Origin of the sequence: Maridesulfovibrio ferrireducens, assembly GCF_016342405.1 — a bacterium.
Classification (GTDB): Bacteria; Desulfobacterota; Desulfovibrionia; order Desulfovibrionales; family Desulfovibrionaceae; genus Maridesulfovibrio; species Maridesulfovibrio ferrireducens_A.
Genome location: NZ_JAEINN010000002.1, coordinates 176,418 through 190,949 on the forward strand (window position 1 = coordinate 176,418; position 14,532 = coordinate 190,949).

Consider the following 14,532-nt stretch of genomic DNA (forward strand, 5'->3'; position numbering starts at 1 on the left):
AGGTGCTACTTAAATGGTTGAAAAATTTCACAAATCGATAAATCAGGCGTGGGTTCAGTTCGGGCAGGAGAACTGGCAGATTTCGCGGCGGACCTTCTTTAATTACGTCGGGAAGAACAAACAGGTGAAGCCCATCGGCGGCAAATATTACGAAGACGATATTTCAGAACTTGCTCAGCAACTTGGCTGGGTTCCCATCGGTAAAAAGGTGGAAGCGGACCAGCCGGATGAGGAAGGATTAACTGGAGATTCGGCAAAGCGTTTTCAGGAAGCTAAAGCCAAGGACAAGGAATACGAAGCGGAGCTTAGACGGCTGAAACTTGAGCAGACACAAGGCAAGCTCATTGACCGTGAAAGCGTGGAAATGCTCATGGCTGGTAAAACTTCGGTACTGGATACGGGCCTTCGCCAACTGTTTTTGATGAAAGGGCGTGAATTAATCCATGCTGTTGAAGGTAATCCGGAACATGAGGAAGCATTTATCCAGCTTATGAATGATGAGCTTGACGAATTACTGAGCGAGTTTGCGCGTACTGATCAAATCACAATGGAGTTTGTAAGTGGAAGCCAGTTCGATAGTTAAAAATATGGTCGGAAAGCCGGTACTCGTTCCGGTAGGTCGTTTTTCATTGTCTCCGGAAATGATTGGGAAGCGGTTCACCTTTTCATTCAGCCGTGGTGAAAAGCAGATTTTGCGGAAGCGTAAAAAGATCAAGGTCAGCAAGTGGGCGGAGCAGTCGCGCATTCTGGTTCCTGAATCCAGTTCCTTACCGGGCATGTGGCGCAATGATGTAACGCCTTACCTTACCGATATAATGGATAGCCTTTTTCATAGCGGAGTTCAGACCGTTGTTGTTTGTGCCGCTCCGCAGGTTGGTAAAACCGAAGTGCTGCTTAACGCGCTGGGCTATGCCGTGGATCGCGAACCGAGTCCGGCAATGATCATCTATCCCGATATGACAGCGGCGAAGGATTCGAGCAGGGATAGAGTTCTGCCCATGCTTAAAACTTCACCTAAACTATCCAAGTATCTGACTGGCTCAACGGATGATGAAGCATCACTCCGCATAAACTTGCGGCACATGCCGATCTATATGGGCTGGGCGCACTCTGCATCCCGTCTGGCATCGAAGCCTATCCGGTATGTTTTCTTTGATGAGATTGATAAATATCCAACCACCGCAAACAAGAAAGAAGCTGATCCGCTCAGTTTGGCGGAAAAGCGCGGGCGTACTTATCGCAATCGCAAATTTTTGAAAATTTCCACACCGACAAATGAAAGCGGCCCTATCTGGACGGCTCTGAATATCGAAGCGCAAGTTGTATTCGGCTATAAGGTGCGTTGCCCGATCTGCGGGCATGAGCATGAAATGGATTTTGATCAAATCAAATGGCCGGAAAGAGAAACGGCTGATCCTTCCCAGCATGCCGAACGGGTCGAGGCTGAAAAGCTGGCGTGGTACGAATGCCCGAACATGGGTTGCAAGTGGGATGATGGAACACGGGATAAGGCCGTAAGTTTTGGCGCATGGTTCGATCGTGTGTCCGGCACTCCGCTTGAAGCTTACCTTAAATCGAAGCGGCCCAAGAAGATCGGTTTTCATATTCCTAGCTGGCTATCAAGATTCGTTTCCTTGTCCGAAGTAGCCGCCGCATTTTTGCGGGGTCAGAAGTCCGGCCTTAATCCTGAATGGCGCGAAAAGCTGAAAGACTTCATGAACTCTCACAAGGCGGAACCGTGGGTTAACTATCAGCAGGAGCGCAGTGAAGATAAGATTCTTGCGCTTAAAGATGATCGTCCGCGCTTGCTTGTTCCCGGTGGTGATGTGGTGGCTTGTCTCACTGCCGCCATTGATACGCAGTCCGGCAGGGGCGGTTATTTTCCCTATGAAATCCGCGCGTGGGGTTACGGCATGGTGCATGAATCATGGCTGGTTGCTGATGGCGAAGTTGATAGCTTTGAAGCTTTGGCGGAAGTTTTGTGGGATCGGGAATACAAGGACGCAGAAGGCAACCCTTACCTTGTGCGGCTGGCTCTAATAGATGCAATGGGGCATCGGACAGATGAAGTTTACGATTTTTGCCGACTGAATCGGGGTCGAATTCTGCCGCTGAAAGGTGAGCAGACAATGGCCCGCCCGTTTTCATACAGTCAGATTGATATTTTCCCCGGTTCAAACAAGCCGATTCCCGGCGGCCTTAAGCTTTTGCGGGTGAATGTGACGCATTACAAGAACGCTTTATCCAACCGCCTTGCCATTAATCCCGCTGATCCGGGAGCGTATCACCTGCACAGTGAAGTTTCGGATGCGTGGGCGCGGGAAATGACCGCTGAATACGTGAATGAAAAAGGGTTTTGGGAATGTCCGAAAGGAAGGCCCAACCATGCATGGGATATCGCCGGATACAATCTTGCGGCTGCGGACCTGCTGGGCGTTAAGTCTTACAAGCAAGCGGGTATGAAGACCAAGAAGAAAGCTCCGAAAAAGAAAGTAAACCCTTACACTAACGGCGGTAGATAGTATGTCAGCCAAGTTAATAGCGGCGGCAATGGCTAAAGCGAAAGAGGGCGTGATATTCAGCCCTAAAGATGGCGCTGTGTGTCCGTGGTGCGGAGCTGTGAGGATTCCGGTTACTTCATCGCCTAAGTGGGATGGGGGGATTAAAGTTCGGTATCATAAGTGTAAGGAGCATGGTTGTTTGCTGGCTCAGATGGGGCAGGGGGTTAAGAGTATTCAGGGGGAATAGGTAACCCCGCCGGAGCGGGGTATATTAATGTTCTGCGGGGTGTTGTGAGTCTATGCGGTTTGCAATCCATGTTTTGATTACAGCCTGTCGGTTGACTCCCAGCCGTTTTGCTTCACGATCCAAAGCTATTATCATCCATGCGGGGAAATCTACGTTTACCCGTTTAATGTCTTTATTCGGTCTGGTGGCTTTGGATAAGTCTAGTTGTTCAGTTATGTCCTGATCTGATTCAAAAGCTTCATCAAATTCTTTAGCTTTCATAAAGTTCCACCTCCTTTTTTCTGGAACGGCGCACTGATATAATGCGGGTAACTCCATTGCGTGGAGTTGTTACGGCTGACCAGTGTTTGCCGTTCATGATTCCAATAAAAAAAATACGGGGTTCGTCTTGAGTCCGTGCCGGAATTTTCAGCAAGTTTGGATCATTCCAAAGGGCTTGCGCCTGTTTGAAGTCAATCCCGTGTTTTTCTAAATTGGATGCACTTTTGTTTTCATCGTATTCAAACTGCATACCTGTATTGTATATTTTTGTTGTTTGTTGTCAAGATGGGGTAGCGGGATTACGGTTCGGTATCATAAGTGTAAGGAGCATGGTTGTTTGCTTGCGGAGATGGGGCAGGGGGGTAAGAGTATTCAGAGGGAATAGACAACCCCGCCGGAGCGGGGTTGTCCTAGGGCTCTTATACATCTAAGCAAATAGACCAAAATTCTCTGGAATCTAAAGAGAATTTTTCTTCATGCTCTTCTTCAAAAATTCCAGCAAATTCTTCATAGTTCTCTTCCATAAAAATAGCTAATTCGTGGATTGCAGTCTCTGTTTTTTGTGCTTTAGGACTCTCTTCATCAATGTGATATCCATCATTAGCTTCATATACAAGTGTCTTATCCAAAGCATCTTGTATCTGATATGCTTCATAATCTGCTGTTTTGTATGGAAGGTCTAAGCCTTTAGTATTGTAGTAAAAAACGTCACAAACGAATATACTAAATGAATTAAGTCGTTGTTTTACATTATCACATAACTTTTCAAACTGTTCTTTTTGAGGTAAAGCTTCAAATTCAATTCTTTTTACTTCGTCATTATTTTTAGCATTTTTTATTTGTTCAATTAGTTGACTCTGCATGTTGGTTTTGTCTTTTAAAACATCTACCCTGTTTTTATATGAATCTAAAGTCTCCTCTAGTTGGGAATACTTTTCTGGAGTTATCAAGGTTGGACTAGGGGTATCTGCAATTATTTGCGGAATATCGGTTAGAAAATCTTTTAAATTGTCGTCCCATAGGGCCGCATCAAAAGCTTTAAGCTCTAGTTGTTTTATTATGCTATTGCAAACTTCACCTAGATCAGAACTTTCTGTAATATTAAGTAGTTGTGAGTTAGAAATAATTGATCCTAAATCACTAAAACTAAGGTCAGAAACTTTTAAAGGAATTAAATCATGTTTTTTCGCCCAAATGGCCCCCCATTCACATAAGCAAAATTGGCTTTTCAAATAATTGGAAGTTATCAACGCTATTGCAACTTTGGGTTCTTGTATCTCGTTATGAATTCTATTCATAAAATTTTCGCCTGGTCCAATTTTTGACCCAACCACTGACGTGCAAAAAAAATCATTACTAGACAGATTAAGACCAAGCTTTAAAAAAATCATTAAACGCTTAACAATTGCATGATCTGCACTAGCATGACTTACAAATATATCCTTACTCATTTTAACCCTTTTCGTTGTTAGTTTTATTTCTGAACACCATCAGCCAAAATCCGAGCAACCCATTTCGTCCCAGCCGTAACCTGCTTAGTCCGTCTTACGATGACCTGTCTTTAACTTTTAGTTTAATATTTTCAATAGATTCTTTGTATTTATCTAAATCAATTCCTCTCATTGGAGCTGATAAATAAAAAAGCATATTGGTTACAGACATAGCAAATATAAATTTAAGCCGACTAACTGATACCTCTTCAGGATTCTTTGATGATTTCTTTTCAGCCTTATTTAACAAATCCCATACATTGGAATTTACATCAGCTAATGATAGTCTCATAATTTCATCTTCAATATCATCAAGTGAAAAATTTGAATAATTATGGGCTGTACTATTACGTATCTTTTTTATTAAAGATAATTCATCATGCACATCTTTGGGGATAAAACCAAGAGCATGGCAAGCAGTCATACGTTTATGGTATGAGTGTAAAGATTTTATAAACTCTTCTTTTACCGTTTTATTTGAATTGCATTTCTTTAATTCATATCGGAGTAGTTCTACCATAAAACTATCTAGTAAGGCTGTTGCAACAATGAAAACGCCTCTATCTGATTCTTGTAATAGTGTTTTAAACATTTCTTCATAGGCTTCAGTTGCAGGCTGGCCTTTGATATCAAATTTCATGTAGTTCATTTGCTATCCTTTCACTCCATCCCCCAAAACCCGCGCAAACCGCTTCTTCTCAGCCGTAACCAGCTTTGCAATCTTCTTCTTCTCAACTTCGAATTTTGCAAGCTTGGCTTCATACTCTTTCATGAGTTTATCAAGTCCGTACTGCGTTACCCATTTTAAAACATGGGCATACTCAGCCTCGCGCCCATTCATATATTCAGGATTCATGATTGAACTGTCACCCTTGATGAGAGCCGCTTTGTGCTTGCACATTTGACCTCGTGATCCGGCGGGGCAGTCACAAGAAACCATTAAGCCTTCACCGTCTTCGTATGCTTCGAAGGAAACAACATAGCCACTTCCGGTGCTACCAAGAACGTAAATCTGGATTATTTCTTCATCTTCTAAAAGTTCTTCAATTGTACTCATTTTATCCCTCAATCAAGAATTTGATAAATTCATCTTGGCTTAATGTCTTAAGTTCTATTTCATCGTTCTGGCTAAATTCAAAAGTCACTTTTCCTGAATACCTTTTGTGGTGGATTTTTTCTTTAGTTTCTCTATCGATAGTTGTGTACGCTGGCACTGCTTCATTTGCATCTTTTACAAGGATATATGTGGTGGATTTATCGGGCCATCCTTCAATCCGGATAGGATTTTTATTGCCTTCAGAGTCGACTAATACATAAGCCGCAGGTGTCTTTTTAATTACGTCATTTTTCTTGAAGCAAAAGGCTGATGATTGAAACTCAATATCTCTGGCAATACTTGTCATGCCTTTTTCATCAGGTTTGCACATTATCTTTTCTTTTTCAGTAAGTTCTTCATATTGCAAACGGGATGTTTCTTTTCCCACTTTGCATCCAAGGCGATTGTGAAACCATTCAGGAACAGCAAACTCCCAGCCTCTAACAAAGTGGTAGTATTTAGGGCCATCTGGAAAATCAAAAAAAGGTATATTCTTACTCTGTTTTGCTGTTTTACGTGGCGTTGAAACTAATTTGTCGAGTAATTTAAGGGCTTTTTGTTTAGATTCTAATCTATGTAGCTCAGAGATATTATTCATTCATACACTCCATTATTTCTCTTAAGTAGTTAATAATTGGATTGCTATATTTTTTCAACGTCTAAATATAATTCCTTGCTTGACAGTAGCTCTGTAGGTTTGTACGTATGGGGTTATGGAGAGAAAGCTTAAGTCAATCACAATCAAAGTGGATGAGGTAACGCACAGGAAGTACAAGGTGTACTTGGCTGAAATGGGATTAACCTTCAAAGATATTTTTAATGAGGAAATGGAAAGAAGAATAGCCGAAGCAGAAAAGCAAAAGAAAGAAGAAAAGTAGCCCAAATAAAATCGGCCCGGAACGGTGCGCCAACACCAGAACCGAGCCTAACCACAAACAACCTAACAGAGGAGGTTGTCATGGCTGGAAAGAACTTAGCCAATTCAAACACTTCTGACAACAGTTCAGTTGTCGGTTTCCCTACGCTTGTCATTACGAATGGTAGGCCTGTTGTTTCGTCCCTTACTGTTGCCGAGCATTTCGGAAAGCAGCACAAGAATGTTTTGCAATCCATTGAGCGGCTTGAAGTTCCAATACATTTTACTGAGCTGAATTTTCAGCCCAGTGAATATTTAGACAAGACTGGCCGTAAACTTCCCGCTTACAACATAACCCGTGACGGTTTCACCCTGCTAGTAATGGGCTTTACCGGAAAGAAGGCCATGCAATGGAAGATTCGCTATATCGAAGCTTTTAATGCAATGGAGCAGGAACTTTTGCGTGTGCGGAACAGGCCGCTAGAAAATAAAACTATAAAAGCAATCTCGGATTGCCTGATCCGTGACAATTCGGTGCATGCTTTTATTGAAGAAGCTTGCGAAGTAGCCTCATGGGGCAGGGTTTCAAAAACTGAGCTTTTCGAAAGCTATTAGACTTATTGCAAACGCACACAATGCCGTTCTGTGCATCGTGCAAGATTTTTTACCGACCTTTACGCCATGATAAGAAGCGTTAAGGAAACCCGCCCTCGTGTAAAGGGAGCGCGGCCCCGTATGCTTTTGGGCATTGCTCCATACAATCAGCTTCCGGCAGGATCGGAGCCGTTAGAGCTTCCAGTGTCCGCAAATCATGATTACAGCCTGAATTCTCCAGAATCCTGCATTGCCACCGCAAAAGAACTCCTGCTTAAAAACCTGTCCAGCCTCCCAAGGTCGGAAAGACAAGCCATGCTTTTAGCTTATGATGCCCTGATCGAAGCGGAACAGGGGCTTTGTGCGGAGGTGCGTCATGCTTAAAGATGAATTATGTCACCATGTTTCGGATATGATGTCTGCGGCCTGTACGCTTGAGTACTTGCAAGAAAAGCTAGAAGATGAACACCGTTATGGCGAAGCTTTTATGTTGGGCTTAATCAAAAAGACAATTTCAGAAGGTGCCGAAGCTTTCAGTATGTATGAGACACAGGAGCAGAGGAAGAAGGCGGGTAGGGGTAAGCCTGCGGCGGTTTTGGAGTTGGTGCGGAAGTGAGGGGAATAAGCGAAGATGGAAAGAAAGAAGCCCCGCTTTAGCGTGGGGCTTTACTTTGTCCTGTTATCAACCGTCTGCGTGCTATATGTAGAGTTATCTATTTTATTTTCTATAGCAGTGTTATTCTTTGAAGATTCAACTTCTTTTGGATTAAAATGTGCGAGGTATGCAATATAAAATGCACCTATGGTAAAAAACAGGGTAAGAGTCGATACAATTGTGTGTTTCGTAAATTGATACGATATCCACCGACATACAACGTTAAATGTTTTTTGAAATAAGTTTTCATGAAATAATTCAACTTCTTTTATTGATGAATTAAGAAAGATTTGAGCTTCTTTTAAGCCTTTCAAATAGGCTGTCTTTTTTTGTTCATGGCTTCTAGTTATAGAGTCCTCAGTAACAACGCCCCAGCAACTATATAATGCCCAAAAATCAATTTCTTGGAACTGTTCTAATCTTTTAGGGTTGTCTTTAAAAATATTTTCGATAACTCTGCTAGTGTCTTCATACCAAGTTTTAAAATCTTCTTCCATTTCTTGATTAGATAATTGAGAAATACTTTTAAGTTGATTCTTTAATATTGAAATTGCTTTGTGTTTATTCATGGTTATACATGGGGTGTTGGTTGTTTTTTACTTGTAATTAGGCAAGGAATAATCTTTTATTGTTAAGATTTCAATCAGTAAATTTTACTCCCCAGTAAACAACCCCATTCCAAAATAACCACCTCGATTGTTATGATTGTCCCAACTTGAAGGACAACCATAATAATCGAGGTTTTTTAATGCTCCAGAAACGGCTGGACTCTCTAAATAAGGCAATCGAAGCAATTGAAGGCGGCGCACAGTCCTATACCTTGAATGGTCGGACTCTCACCCGTGGTTCTTTGCAGTCGCTTTATTCTGAGCGGGACAAAGTGGAAATGCGCCTTGCTTTTGCTGGTAACGGCGGCAAGGGATTCATTGCCCGTGCTTCGTTTCGGGGGCGTAGATGAACGTCTATAATGGCTGGACTTCTTTTGTTGCTCAGTGTGTAGGTGCTTTTTCGCCGGATGCTGCTGCAAGCTGGTGCCGTAGCCGTGCGAATCTTTCTGCTTACTCTGCGGCTTCCCGTCGTGGTCCCAATTCTAACTGGCGACCAACCAACCGCAGTGCCGATAACCTTTCCCGTCATGAACATGCTTTGATTGTGGCCCGTGCGCGTGATCTGGTTCGCAACTCTACTCATGTTTCCGGTGCGCTGGAGCGCATAGCAAACAACGTGGTTTATACCGGAATCAAACCGCAGGCCGCACAGCTCAATGCTGATGGTGATCTTGACCACGCATTTAACCGTAAAATCGAACAGCATTATAAAGACTGGTCGGAAGCGGATGAAGTTGGTTTTGAAGATAAGCAACGGCTTATTATGAATCACCTTTGGCAGGATGGAGAATGCCTTCTCCGTTACTATCCTGATCCTGATTTGATGAAGCAGGGGCTTGCGCCTTTAGGTGTTGAACTTCTGGAATGTGACCACTTGGACAGCTCCGTTGATGGTCCTTTAGAAGGTGGCGGCTATGCCATGCGGGGTGTTGAGTTCAACCGTAAAGGGCATCCTGTCGCTTATCATCTATTCAGTGAACACCCCGGTGATATGCGCCGCTTGATGAGCCGCGAATCTGTTCGAGTTTCGGCTCAGTGGGTGCGCCATATATTCCGGCCTATTCGCTCCAGCCAGAACCGTGGCATTTCGTGGATGGCTCCGGTTGTTATGGAAATGCGCGATTTCAGTGAATTTCAGGACTCGCACCGTATTGTTGCACGGCTGATGGCGGCTTTCGGATTCTTTGTTGAAACTCCTTATGCCGAAATGGTGAATCCACTCGGTGGCGAAATGGGTGATCAGTCCGAAGGCGTGGACGGGTACATTCCCGACTACGTTGAACCGGGCCAGATTGTGACCCTGCCGCAAGGTACTAAAGTTCACGAAGCCCAATTTCAGCACCCCGGCCCGACCTATGAACCGTATGTAAAAACAAGCTTGCGCGGTTCTTCCACTGGTTTCGGCATGTCTTACGAAGCCTTTTCAAACGATTATTCAGATGCCTCCTTTGCGTCCGCTCGTTCCGCCACTCTGGAAGAACGGCGCGGCTATCGCGTTCAGCAAAATCTTCTAGGTCGTAAGGGCATTATGCCAACTTGGAAAATGTTCTGCCGGATGCTTTGGCTGGGCGGGCTTGAGCCTTTAATGACTGGCCCGAGTGTTCCGGCAAGTTGTCAGTTCCCCGGTTGGCCTTGGGTTGATCCTATGAAGGATGCCAAGTCCGCAGACATGATGCTGTCTATGGGATGCACAACGCGCCGCAAAATATGCGCGGAGCGGGGCGAAGATTATGATGAAGTTGTTGAACAGTTGGCCCGTGAAAATGACGACCTCAAGAAACGGGGACTGATGGAGAACAAAAGTGAATAAACATTTCCCTTTGAATCTTGCAGAAAATGAAAATGCACCACTGCAATTAACAGCGGGCCTGAACCTTTCAGAACAGGAAGAAGGCAAGCCGCGCCGTTTCCATATTGTCGGTTACACCGGATCAGTTATTCAGCGTTATTTTGTACGTTTTGTAATTGAGCTTTCCGGCATTCGCACTGAAAAGCGCATTCCTATTCTTGAAGAACACGACCCTAAAAAGAAGATCGGTATTGCTGATTCTATCAAGCTTGAAAAATCCGGCTTGGTGCTGGAAGGGTTCTTTCTGGATACGGACGAAGCCAAGGAAGTCGTTAAACTCTCTGACCAGAAATTCCCGTGGCAAGCATCCATAGGCGTGTGGCCTGAAGCTGTTGAAGAAGTAAAAGCAGGCGCAACCGTTATTGTTAACGGTGAAGAGCTTGCTGGACCTTTATATGTGTGGCGCAAGTCATTTGTGCGTGAAACATCCTTCTGCGTTCTTGGCGCGGATGGGGAAACCGAGGCCGTAGCGATGAATGAACGGCCAAAACCTAAACCGGAGGAATCAGTCATGAAGAAATGGTTGAAACTTTTCCTGCGGGCTAATGGCCTTGAAAATGTCACTGAGGACTCTGCCCGCACCCTACTAAAAGAAATGGGGCTTGATTACGAAGCCCTGAATAATCTTGAAAATGCACCTGCATGGATGAGCGCGGTTGATGCTCCTAAAGTAGATCCTGTGCAAACTCCAACTCCGCAAGCACCTGCGAATCAGAGTGCTACTCCCCAACTACCGCAGGTTAACGAACAGGAGGTGGCTCTTGCGGAACGCCAGCGCATTAATTTTATTGATGATCAGGTAACTATGTTCGGGCTGTCTGCTGATTTCCGTAAAAAGCTGGTTGATGGCGGTAAAGGGGCAAACGATTTGAATAAGCTTATCCTGTCTGAACTAAGTTCCCAGCACCAGCCGCTTGCTCCTTCAGGGCATATTTTTGCCGGACGTACTGAGGGTGAAAAGCTTCATGATGCCGCCGTATCCGGAATGCTTTTCCGTGCTGGAATAAGTGAAGAAAAACCCGCACCGGGTTATGAAGATTTCCGCGTGATGCGTCTTACCGATCTTGCGCGGGATATTCTGGAAAGAAGCGGCGTATCTACCCGTGGAATGTCACAATCAAAGATAGCTTCTCAAGTTCTCAGACCGCAGAACTTCGGAGCATCCACAAGTGATTTTCCGTCAATTTTTGCAGCAATAACTAATAAAGTATTGCTCAAAGCTTATGCAGAAGCTCCGGCAACATGGCGGCCTTGGGTAAACATCATCCCCGCCAATGATTTTAAAGAAATTCACGGCGTGAGTTTGTCCGAAGCTCCCGATCTGGAACTTATCAACGAACACGGCGAATACAAGACCGGATCATTCAAGGATTCCATGGAAAGCTACCGCATTGCCCGTTACGGCAAAAACGTGCGCCTTACCCGTGAAATGCTGGTTAATGATGATCTGCGAGTCTTCACCCGTATTCCGCAACTGTTTGGTAATGCTTCGGCCCGCAAGGTTGCAGATATTGTTTACGGTTTGCTTCTTTCCAATCCAAGAATGAGCGACAATTACAACCTGTTCCATGCAAAGCATAACAACCTTGAAGCCACTGTTAAGGGGCATGTTTCTGCTGCAACTTTGAATGCTGGTCGTAAGGCTATGCGTATGCAGAAGGGACCGAATGGAGCGCGTCTTGATTTGCGTCCACGCTTTCTGCTGACTCCAGTCGCACAGGAAACCGAAGCAGAAGTGCTTATCCGTTCTGCGGCTCTGCCTGATGCAAATATGTCTTCCGGTGTCCACAATCCTTGGGCCGGAAAGCTCGAACCCATTTCTGAACCCCGCCTTGATGATATTGACCCCGATGCACATTATCTGATCGGTGATCCCGCACAGGTGGATACTATTGAAGTGGCCTTCCTTGATGGTATTGAATCCCCATTTGTTGATGAAGAGCCTGATTTTGATTCAGACGGCCTTAAAATCAAGGTTCGTCTCGAAGCTGGTGCAGGGCTTATGGATCATCGCGGATTCCAGAAGAACCCCGGTAAATAAGGAGAACTAACATGGCTGGTAATCACGTTCAGATTGGCAAAACCATGACTTGGGTAAATAGCACCGGAGCGGATGTTCTGTCTGGTTCTCCGGTCATTGTCGGGGTTTTGGTGGGCATTGCGCTTGTTGATATTCCCGATGGCGCAACTGGTGAACTGGCAACCGAGGAAGTGTGGGAGCTTCCTAAAACAGCGGCGGCAATTGAGCATGGCGCACAGGTTTATTTAACTCCCGGAAATAGCATTACAGCATCTTCAAGCGGCAATACTAAAGCGGGCGTGGCCTTCGCTTTTGCGGCGGATATTGATGCAACAGCGCAGGTGAAGCTTAACGCTTAATCATTTTCAGGTTCGGTTCCGGCTTATCAGGGCCGGACCTGAAAGAAGAATCAGAGACAGATATGAACCAATTTTTCGACAATATCACAATCAAAGCAGTCTGTTCTGTATTTTGTACATGTATTTCATGGCTGATGGGCGGTTATGATTTGGCCCTTGCCGCTGTTTTGGTTCTTATGTGTGCGGATTTTATTTTAGGGCTTTCCTTCGCCCTGTGCGCCGGAACCTACAACCGTAATAAATTTCTTTATGGTTGTGCCAAGTTCCTCATTTACGCAGGAGTAATCGCCATTTCTAACATGGTGGACGTTACTATCGTAGAAGGTGAGTTTCCTTCGGTTTTGGCAAAGTTTCGTGAATTTGCAGTCTTTTTTTTGGCTGCTACCGAGTTCATCAGTATTTCAAATCATTTTAAAAAGTTCGGTATTTCCTTTGTTCCCAAGCGACTTATTGAACGTCTTGAAAATTTCCGTGATGGGTATGACCCGCTTACAGGGCGTATGGATTACGGACACGGGGTTGGTCGGCACAACTCTTATCCCGGTGGATACCAGCCTATAAGGGGGCAACGAACACCGCCGAGTTCGCCACATGTAAATAATAATGAAAACGAGGAAGATCTTTATGGTTAATTCAGAATTCTTTTCACTGGAAACCGATCCAAAGCTTGCCTGTGGATGTTGCGGAACTTGTGATCTTGTTCCCGGCTTGCTTGAAAAGCTGGACGTAGCCCGTTCACTTGCCGGGGTGCCGTTTACAATTAACAGCGGATTCCGTTGTCCTGAACATAATGCTGATATCGGCAGTAAGCCCACATCTTCACATGTGGGCGGGTATGCTGTGGATATTGCGACCGGAAACGGACCTGAACGTGCTGCAATTCTTAAAGGGCTGATCATGGCAGGGTTTGAGCGTATCGGCATCGCTAAAAGTTTTATCCATGTGGATATTGACCCCGACAAGCTTAATAGCTGGGGGCCTGTAACTTGGGTCTATTCCTAAGAGGTTATTATGAATCCCATTTCATTAGTCATGGGCTTTCTAGGCGGTGGCAAAGGCAAGCTCGTAATCGGGCTTGTTGCCGCCTTGATCCTGCTGGTTGTTATCGGTGGCATGTATGTTCGGATTCAATCTTTGAAAACTGATGTTGCTAAGACTGAAAAAGCCAACGCTGAACTTGAAGCGGACATAGCTGGTTACAAGCTGGAAATAAGAACCGGGGAAACTGAAATTACATTACTTCAGCAAAGCCGTAATCAGTCCATGCGGGTAGTTCAGAGTTTACAGGGACAACTTGCAAAGGTTCAGGAATCAGCAAAGTGGTTCCGTGTTCAAAGAACTAAGGCTTTAAAGCTTTTGAATTCAGCCTGCAATTACCCGGTAACTAATTCAACAGGAGTTATCAGTCATGAAAAGAGTTGTCTTGCTGCTGAGTTTATTAACAATGCTCTCGGCTTGCAATCAGAAGCGAGTCAGTAAAATTGATAAAGTTCGGCGGGTTGAAGTTGTCGCTAAATATGAAAAATGTCCTGCTCCTGAAAAACCTGAACTTAAACCTCTACTTGAAGGTTTACATCTAGGTTCTAAGGAAAACGTAAACCGGATCATGGAAAATACAGTTGAAAATCAGGCTTACATCAAAGGTCTTAAAAGCACTATTGAGTGCTACGAATTTCAATCAAGCACAGGTGAGTAATGGGCATTAATGATGATCTGGATATCTTCTTTATCGGGATGGATGCTGTGGAAGTAACGGTCTTCGGGCGGGAGCAACCATTCAAAGCATACAAAGACAACGACATGGATGAAGCCGTATTAGGTCGCGCAATGACCTTTAATCCTGATGAGCCTGTTTTAACATGTAAGCAGGTTGATGGAACCGGACTTGAGCGAGGCGACAGCGTGATTTTGGAAGGCAAGAGTTATGACGTTTTAGGGTTTCAACCTGATGGCTCCGGACTTGGAAAACTTGAACTTGTTTTGGCTTAGTAAGGGG

General features: G+C 44.6%; 22 protein-coding genes. 15 read left to right on the forward strand and 7 right to left on the reverse strand.

The annotated features are described in order from the left end of the window. Nucleotides 1–13: 13 nt before the first annotated feature. From JEY82_RS02705 to JEY82_RS02715, 3 genes are read left to right on the forward strand one after another with little or no spacing between them, the layout of a single operon-like run. A complete protein-coding gene (locus JEY82_RS02705) occupies nt 14–583 on the forward strand; it encodes a hypothetical protein (RefSeq protein WP_304082320.1) in 570 nt (189 codons plus the stop codon). Further along, a complete protein-coding gene (locus tag JEY82_RS02710; protein WP_304082322.1) occupies nt 561–2,522 on the forward strand; it encodes a terminase gpA endonuclease subunit in 1,962 nt (653 codons plus the stop codon). The genes JEY82_RS02705 and JEY82_RS02710 overlap by 23 nt, the downstream gene beginning before the upstream one ends. A 1-nt stretch (nt 2,523) precedes the next feature. Further along, nucleotides 2,524–2,748 (forward strand): transcriptional regulator, encoded by a 225-nt coding sequence (locus JEY82_RS02715; protein ID WP_304082324.1) that lies wholly within the window; start codon nt 2,524–2,526, stop codon nt 2,746–2,748. A 24-nt stretch (nt 2,749–2,772) separates the two neighbouring features. On the opposite strand, the gene JEY82_RS02720 is transcribed toward JEY82_RS02715, so the two are convergent. The 6 genes from JEY82_RS02720 to JEY82_RS02745 all read right to left on the reverse strand — a co-directional run bounded on the left by JEY82_RS02720 (nt 2,773) and on the right by JEY82_RS02745 (nt 6,193). Continuing rightward, entirely contained in the window at nt 2,773–3,009 is a 237-nt protein-coding gene (locus JEY82_RS02720) for a type II toxin-antitoxin system BrnA family antitoxin (RefSeq protein ID WP_304082326.1), read from the reverse strand. Next, on the reverse strand, nt 2,999–3,259 hold the full coding sequence (locus tag JEY82_RS02725) for a BrnT family toxin (RefSeq protein ID WP_304082328.1): 261 nt from the start codon (nt 3,257–3,259) through the stop codon (nt 2,999–3,001). The genes JEY82_RS02720 and JEY82_RS02725 overlap by 11 nt, the downstream gene beginning before the upstream one ends. A 169-nt stretch (nt 3,260–3,428) precedes the next feature. Continuing rightward, complete coding sequence (locus JEY82_RS02730) at nt 3,429–4,460, reverse strand: toll/interleukin-1 receptor domain-containing protein (protein WP_304082329.1); 1,032 nt, start codon at nt 4,458–4,460, stop codon at nt 3,429–3,431. 94 nt (nt 4,461–4,554) lie between these two features. Next, nucleotides 4,555–5,148, reverse strand: a complete 594-nt coding sequence (locus JEY82_RS02735; RefSeq protein ID WP_304082331.1) for a hypothetical protein — start codon at nt 5,146–5,148, stop codon at nt 4,555–4,557. A gap of 3 nt (nt 5,149–5,151) precedes the next feature. Further along, the gene (locus JEY82_RS02740) at nt 5,152–5,556 is read right to left on the reverse strand and encodes a hypothetical protein (RefSeq protein ID WP_304082333.1); all 405 of its coding nucleotides are present in this window, start codon (nt 5,554–5,556) and stop codon (nt 5,152–5,154) included. A 1-nt stretch (nt 5,557) separates the two neighbouring features. Next, a complete protein-coding gene (locus JEY82_RS02745; protein ID WP_304082335.1) occupies nt 5,558–6,193 on the reverse strand; it encodes a hypothetical protein in 636 nt (211 codons plus the stop codon). 360 nt (nt 6,194–6,553) lie between these two features. Between JEY82_RS02745 and JEY82_RS02750 the strand changes: the two genes are divergently transcribed. The 3 genes from JEY82_RS02750 (at nt 6,554) to JEY82_RS02760 (ending at nt 7,661) form a co-directional block, all read left to right on the forward strand. Continuing rightward, nucleotides 6,554–7,066: a Rha family transcriptional regulator gene (locus tag JEY82_RS02750; RefSeq protein ID WP_304082337.1), complete on the forward strand. Its 513-nt coding sequence runs from the start codon at nt 6,554–6,556 to the stop codon at nt 7,064–7,066. Between the two features lie 120 nt (nt 7,067–7,186). Next, entirely contained in the window at nt 7,187–7,429 is a 243-nt protein-coding gene (locus tag JEY82_RS02755; protein ID WP_304082339.1) for a hypothetical protein, read from the forward strand. Next, complete coding sequence (locus JEY82_RS02760) at nt 7,422–7,661, forward strand: hypothetical protein (RefSeq protein WP_304082341.1); 240 nt, start codon at nt 7,422–7,424, stop codon at nt 7,659–7,661. The genes JEY82_RS02755 and JEY82_RS02760 overlap by 8 nt, the downstream gene beginning before the upstream one ends. A 50-nt stretch (nt 7,662–7,711) precedes the next feature. Here the strand turns inward: JEY82_RS02760 and JEY82_RS02765 are convergent, their stop codons facing one another. After that, nucleotides 7,712–8,269 carry a hypothetical protein gene (locus tag JEY82_RS02765; protein ID WP_304082343.1) on the reverse strand — a complete coding sequence of 186 codons (558 nt, stop codon included), beginning with the start codon at nt 8,267–8,269 and terminating at the stop codon, nt 7,712–7,714. A gap of 179 nt (nt 8,270–8,448) precedes the next feature. Here JEY82_RS02765 and JEY82_RS02770 point away from each other — a divergent pair, with 179 nt between their 5' ends. The 9 genes from JEY82_RS02770 (at nt 8,449) to JEY82_RS02810 (ending at nt 14,525) form a co-directional block, all read left to right on the forward strand. After that, complete coding sequence (locus tag JEY82_RS02770; protein WP_291329977.1) at nt 8,449–8,658, forward strand: hypothetical protein; 210 nt, start codon at nt 8,449–8,451, stop codon at nt 8,656–8,658. Next, entirely contained in the window at nt 8,655–10,118 is a 1,464-nt protein-coding gene (locus JEY82_RS02775; protein ID WP_304082345.1) for a phage portal protein, read from the forward strand. The genes JEY82_RS02770 and JEY82_RS02775 overlap by 4 nt, the downstream gene beginning before the upstream one ends. Continuing rightward, the gene (locus JEY82_RS02780; protein WP_304082347.1) at nt 10,111–12,198 is read left to right on the forward strand and encodes a Mu-like prophage major head subunit gpT family protein; all 2,088 of its coding nucleotides are present in this window, start codon (nt 10,111–10,113) and stop codon (nt 12,196–12,198) included. Before JEY82_RS02775 ends, JEY82_RS02780 begins: the two co-directional genes overlap by 8 nt. A gap of 11 nt (nt 12,199–12,209) precedes the next feature. Then, a complete protein-coding gene (locus JEY82_RS02785) occupies nt 12,210–12,536 on the forward strand; it encodes a DUF2190 family protein (protein WP_304082349.1) in 327 nt (108 codons plus the stop codon). 62 nt (nt 12,537–12,598) lie between these two features. Continuing rightward, entirely contained in the window at nt 12,599–13,168 is a 570-nt protein-coding gene (locus tag JEY82_RS02790; protein ID WP_304082350.1) for a phage holin family protein, read from the forward strand. Continuing rightward, complete coding sequence (locus tag JEY82_RS02795) at nt 13,161–13,538, forward strand: D-Ala-D-Ala carboxypeptidase family metallohydrolase (RefSeq protein ID WP_304082352.1); 378 nt, start codon at nt 13,161–13,163, stop codon at nt 13,536–13,538. The genes JEY82_RS02790 and JEY82_RS02795 overlap by 8 nt, the downstream gene beginning before the upstream one ends. A 9-nt stretch (nt 13,539–13,547) precedes the next feature. Further along, complete coding sequence (locus tag JEY82_RS02800) at nt 13,548–14,015, forward strand: hypothetical protein (protein ID WP_304082354.1); 468 nt, start codon at nt 13,548–13,550, stop codon at nt 14,013–14,015. Beyond that, complete coding sequence (locus JEY82_RS02805) at nt 13,981–14,232, forward strand: hypothetical protein (RefSeq protein WP_304082355.1); 252 nt, start codon at nt 13,981–13,983, stop codon at nt 14,230–14,232. Before JEY82_RS02800 ends, JEY82_RS02805 begins: the two co-directional genes overlap by 35 nt. Then, nucleotides 14,232–14,525 (forward strand): hypothetical protein, encoded by a 294-nt coding sequence (locus JEY82_RS02810; protein ID WP_304082356.1) that lies wholly within the window; start codon nt 14,232–14,234, stop codon nt 14,523–14,525. The genes JEY82_RS02805 and JEY82_RS02810 overlap by 1 nt, the downstream gene beginning before the upstream one ends. Nucleotides 14,526–14,532: the final 7 nt, after the last annotated feature.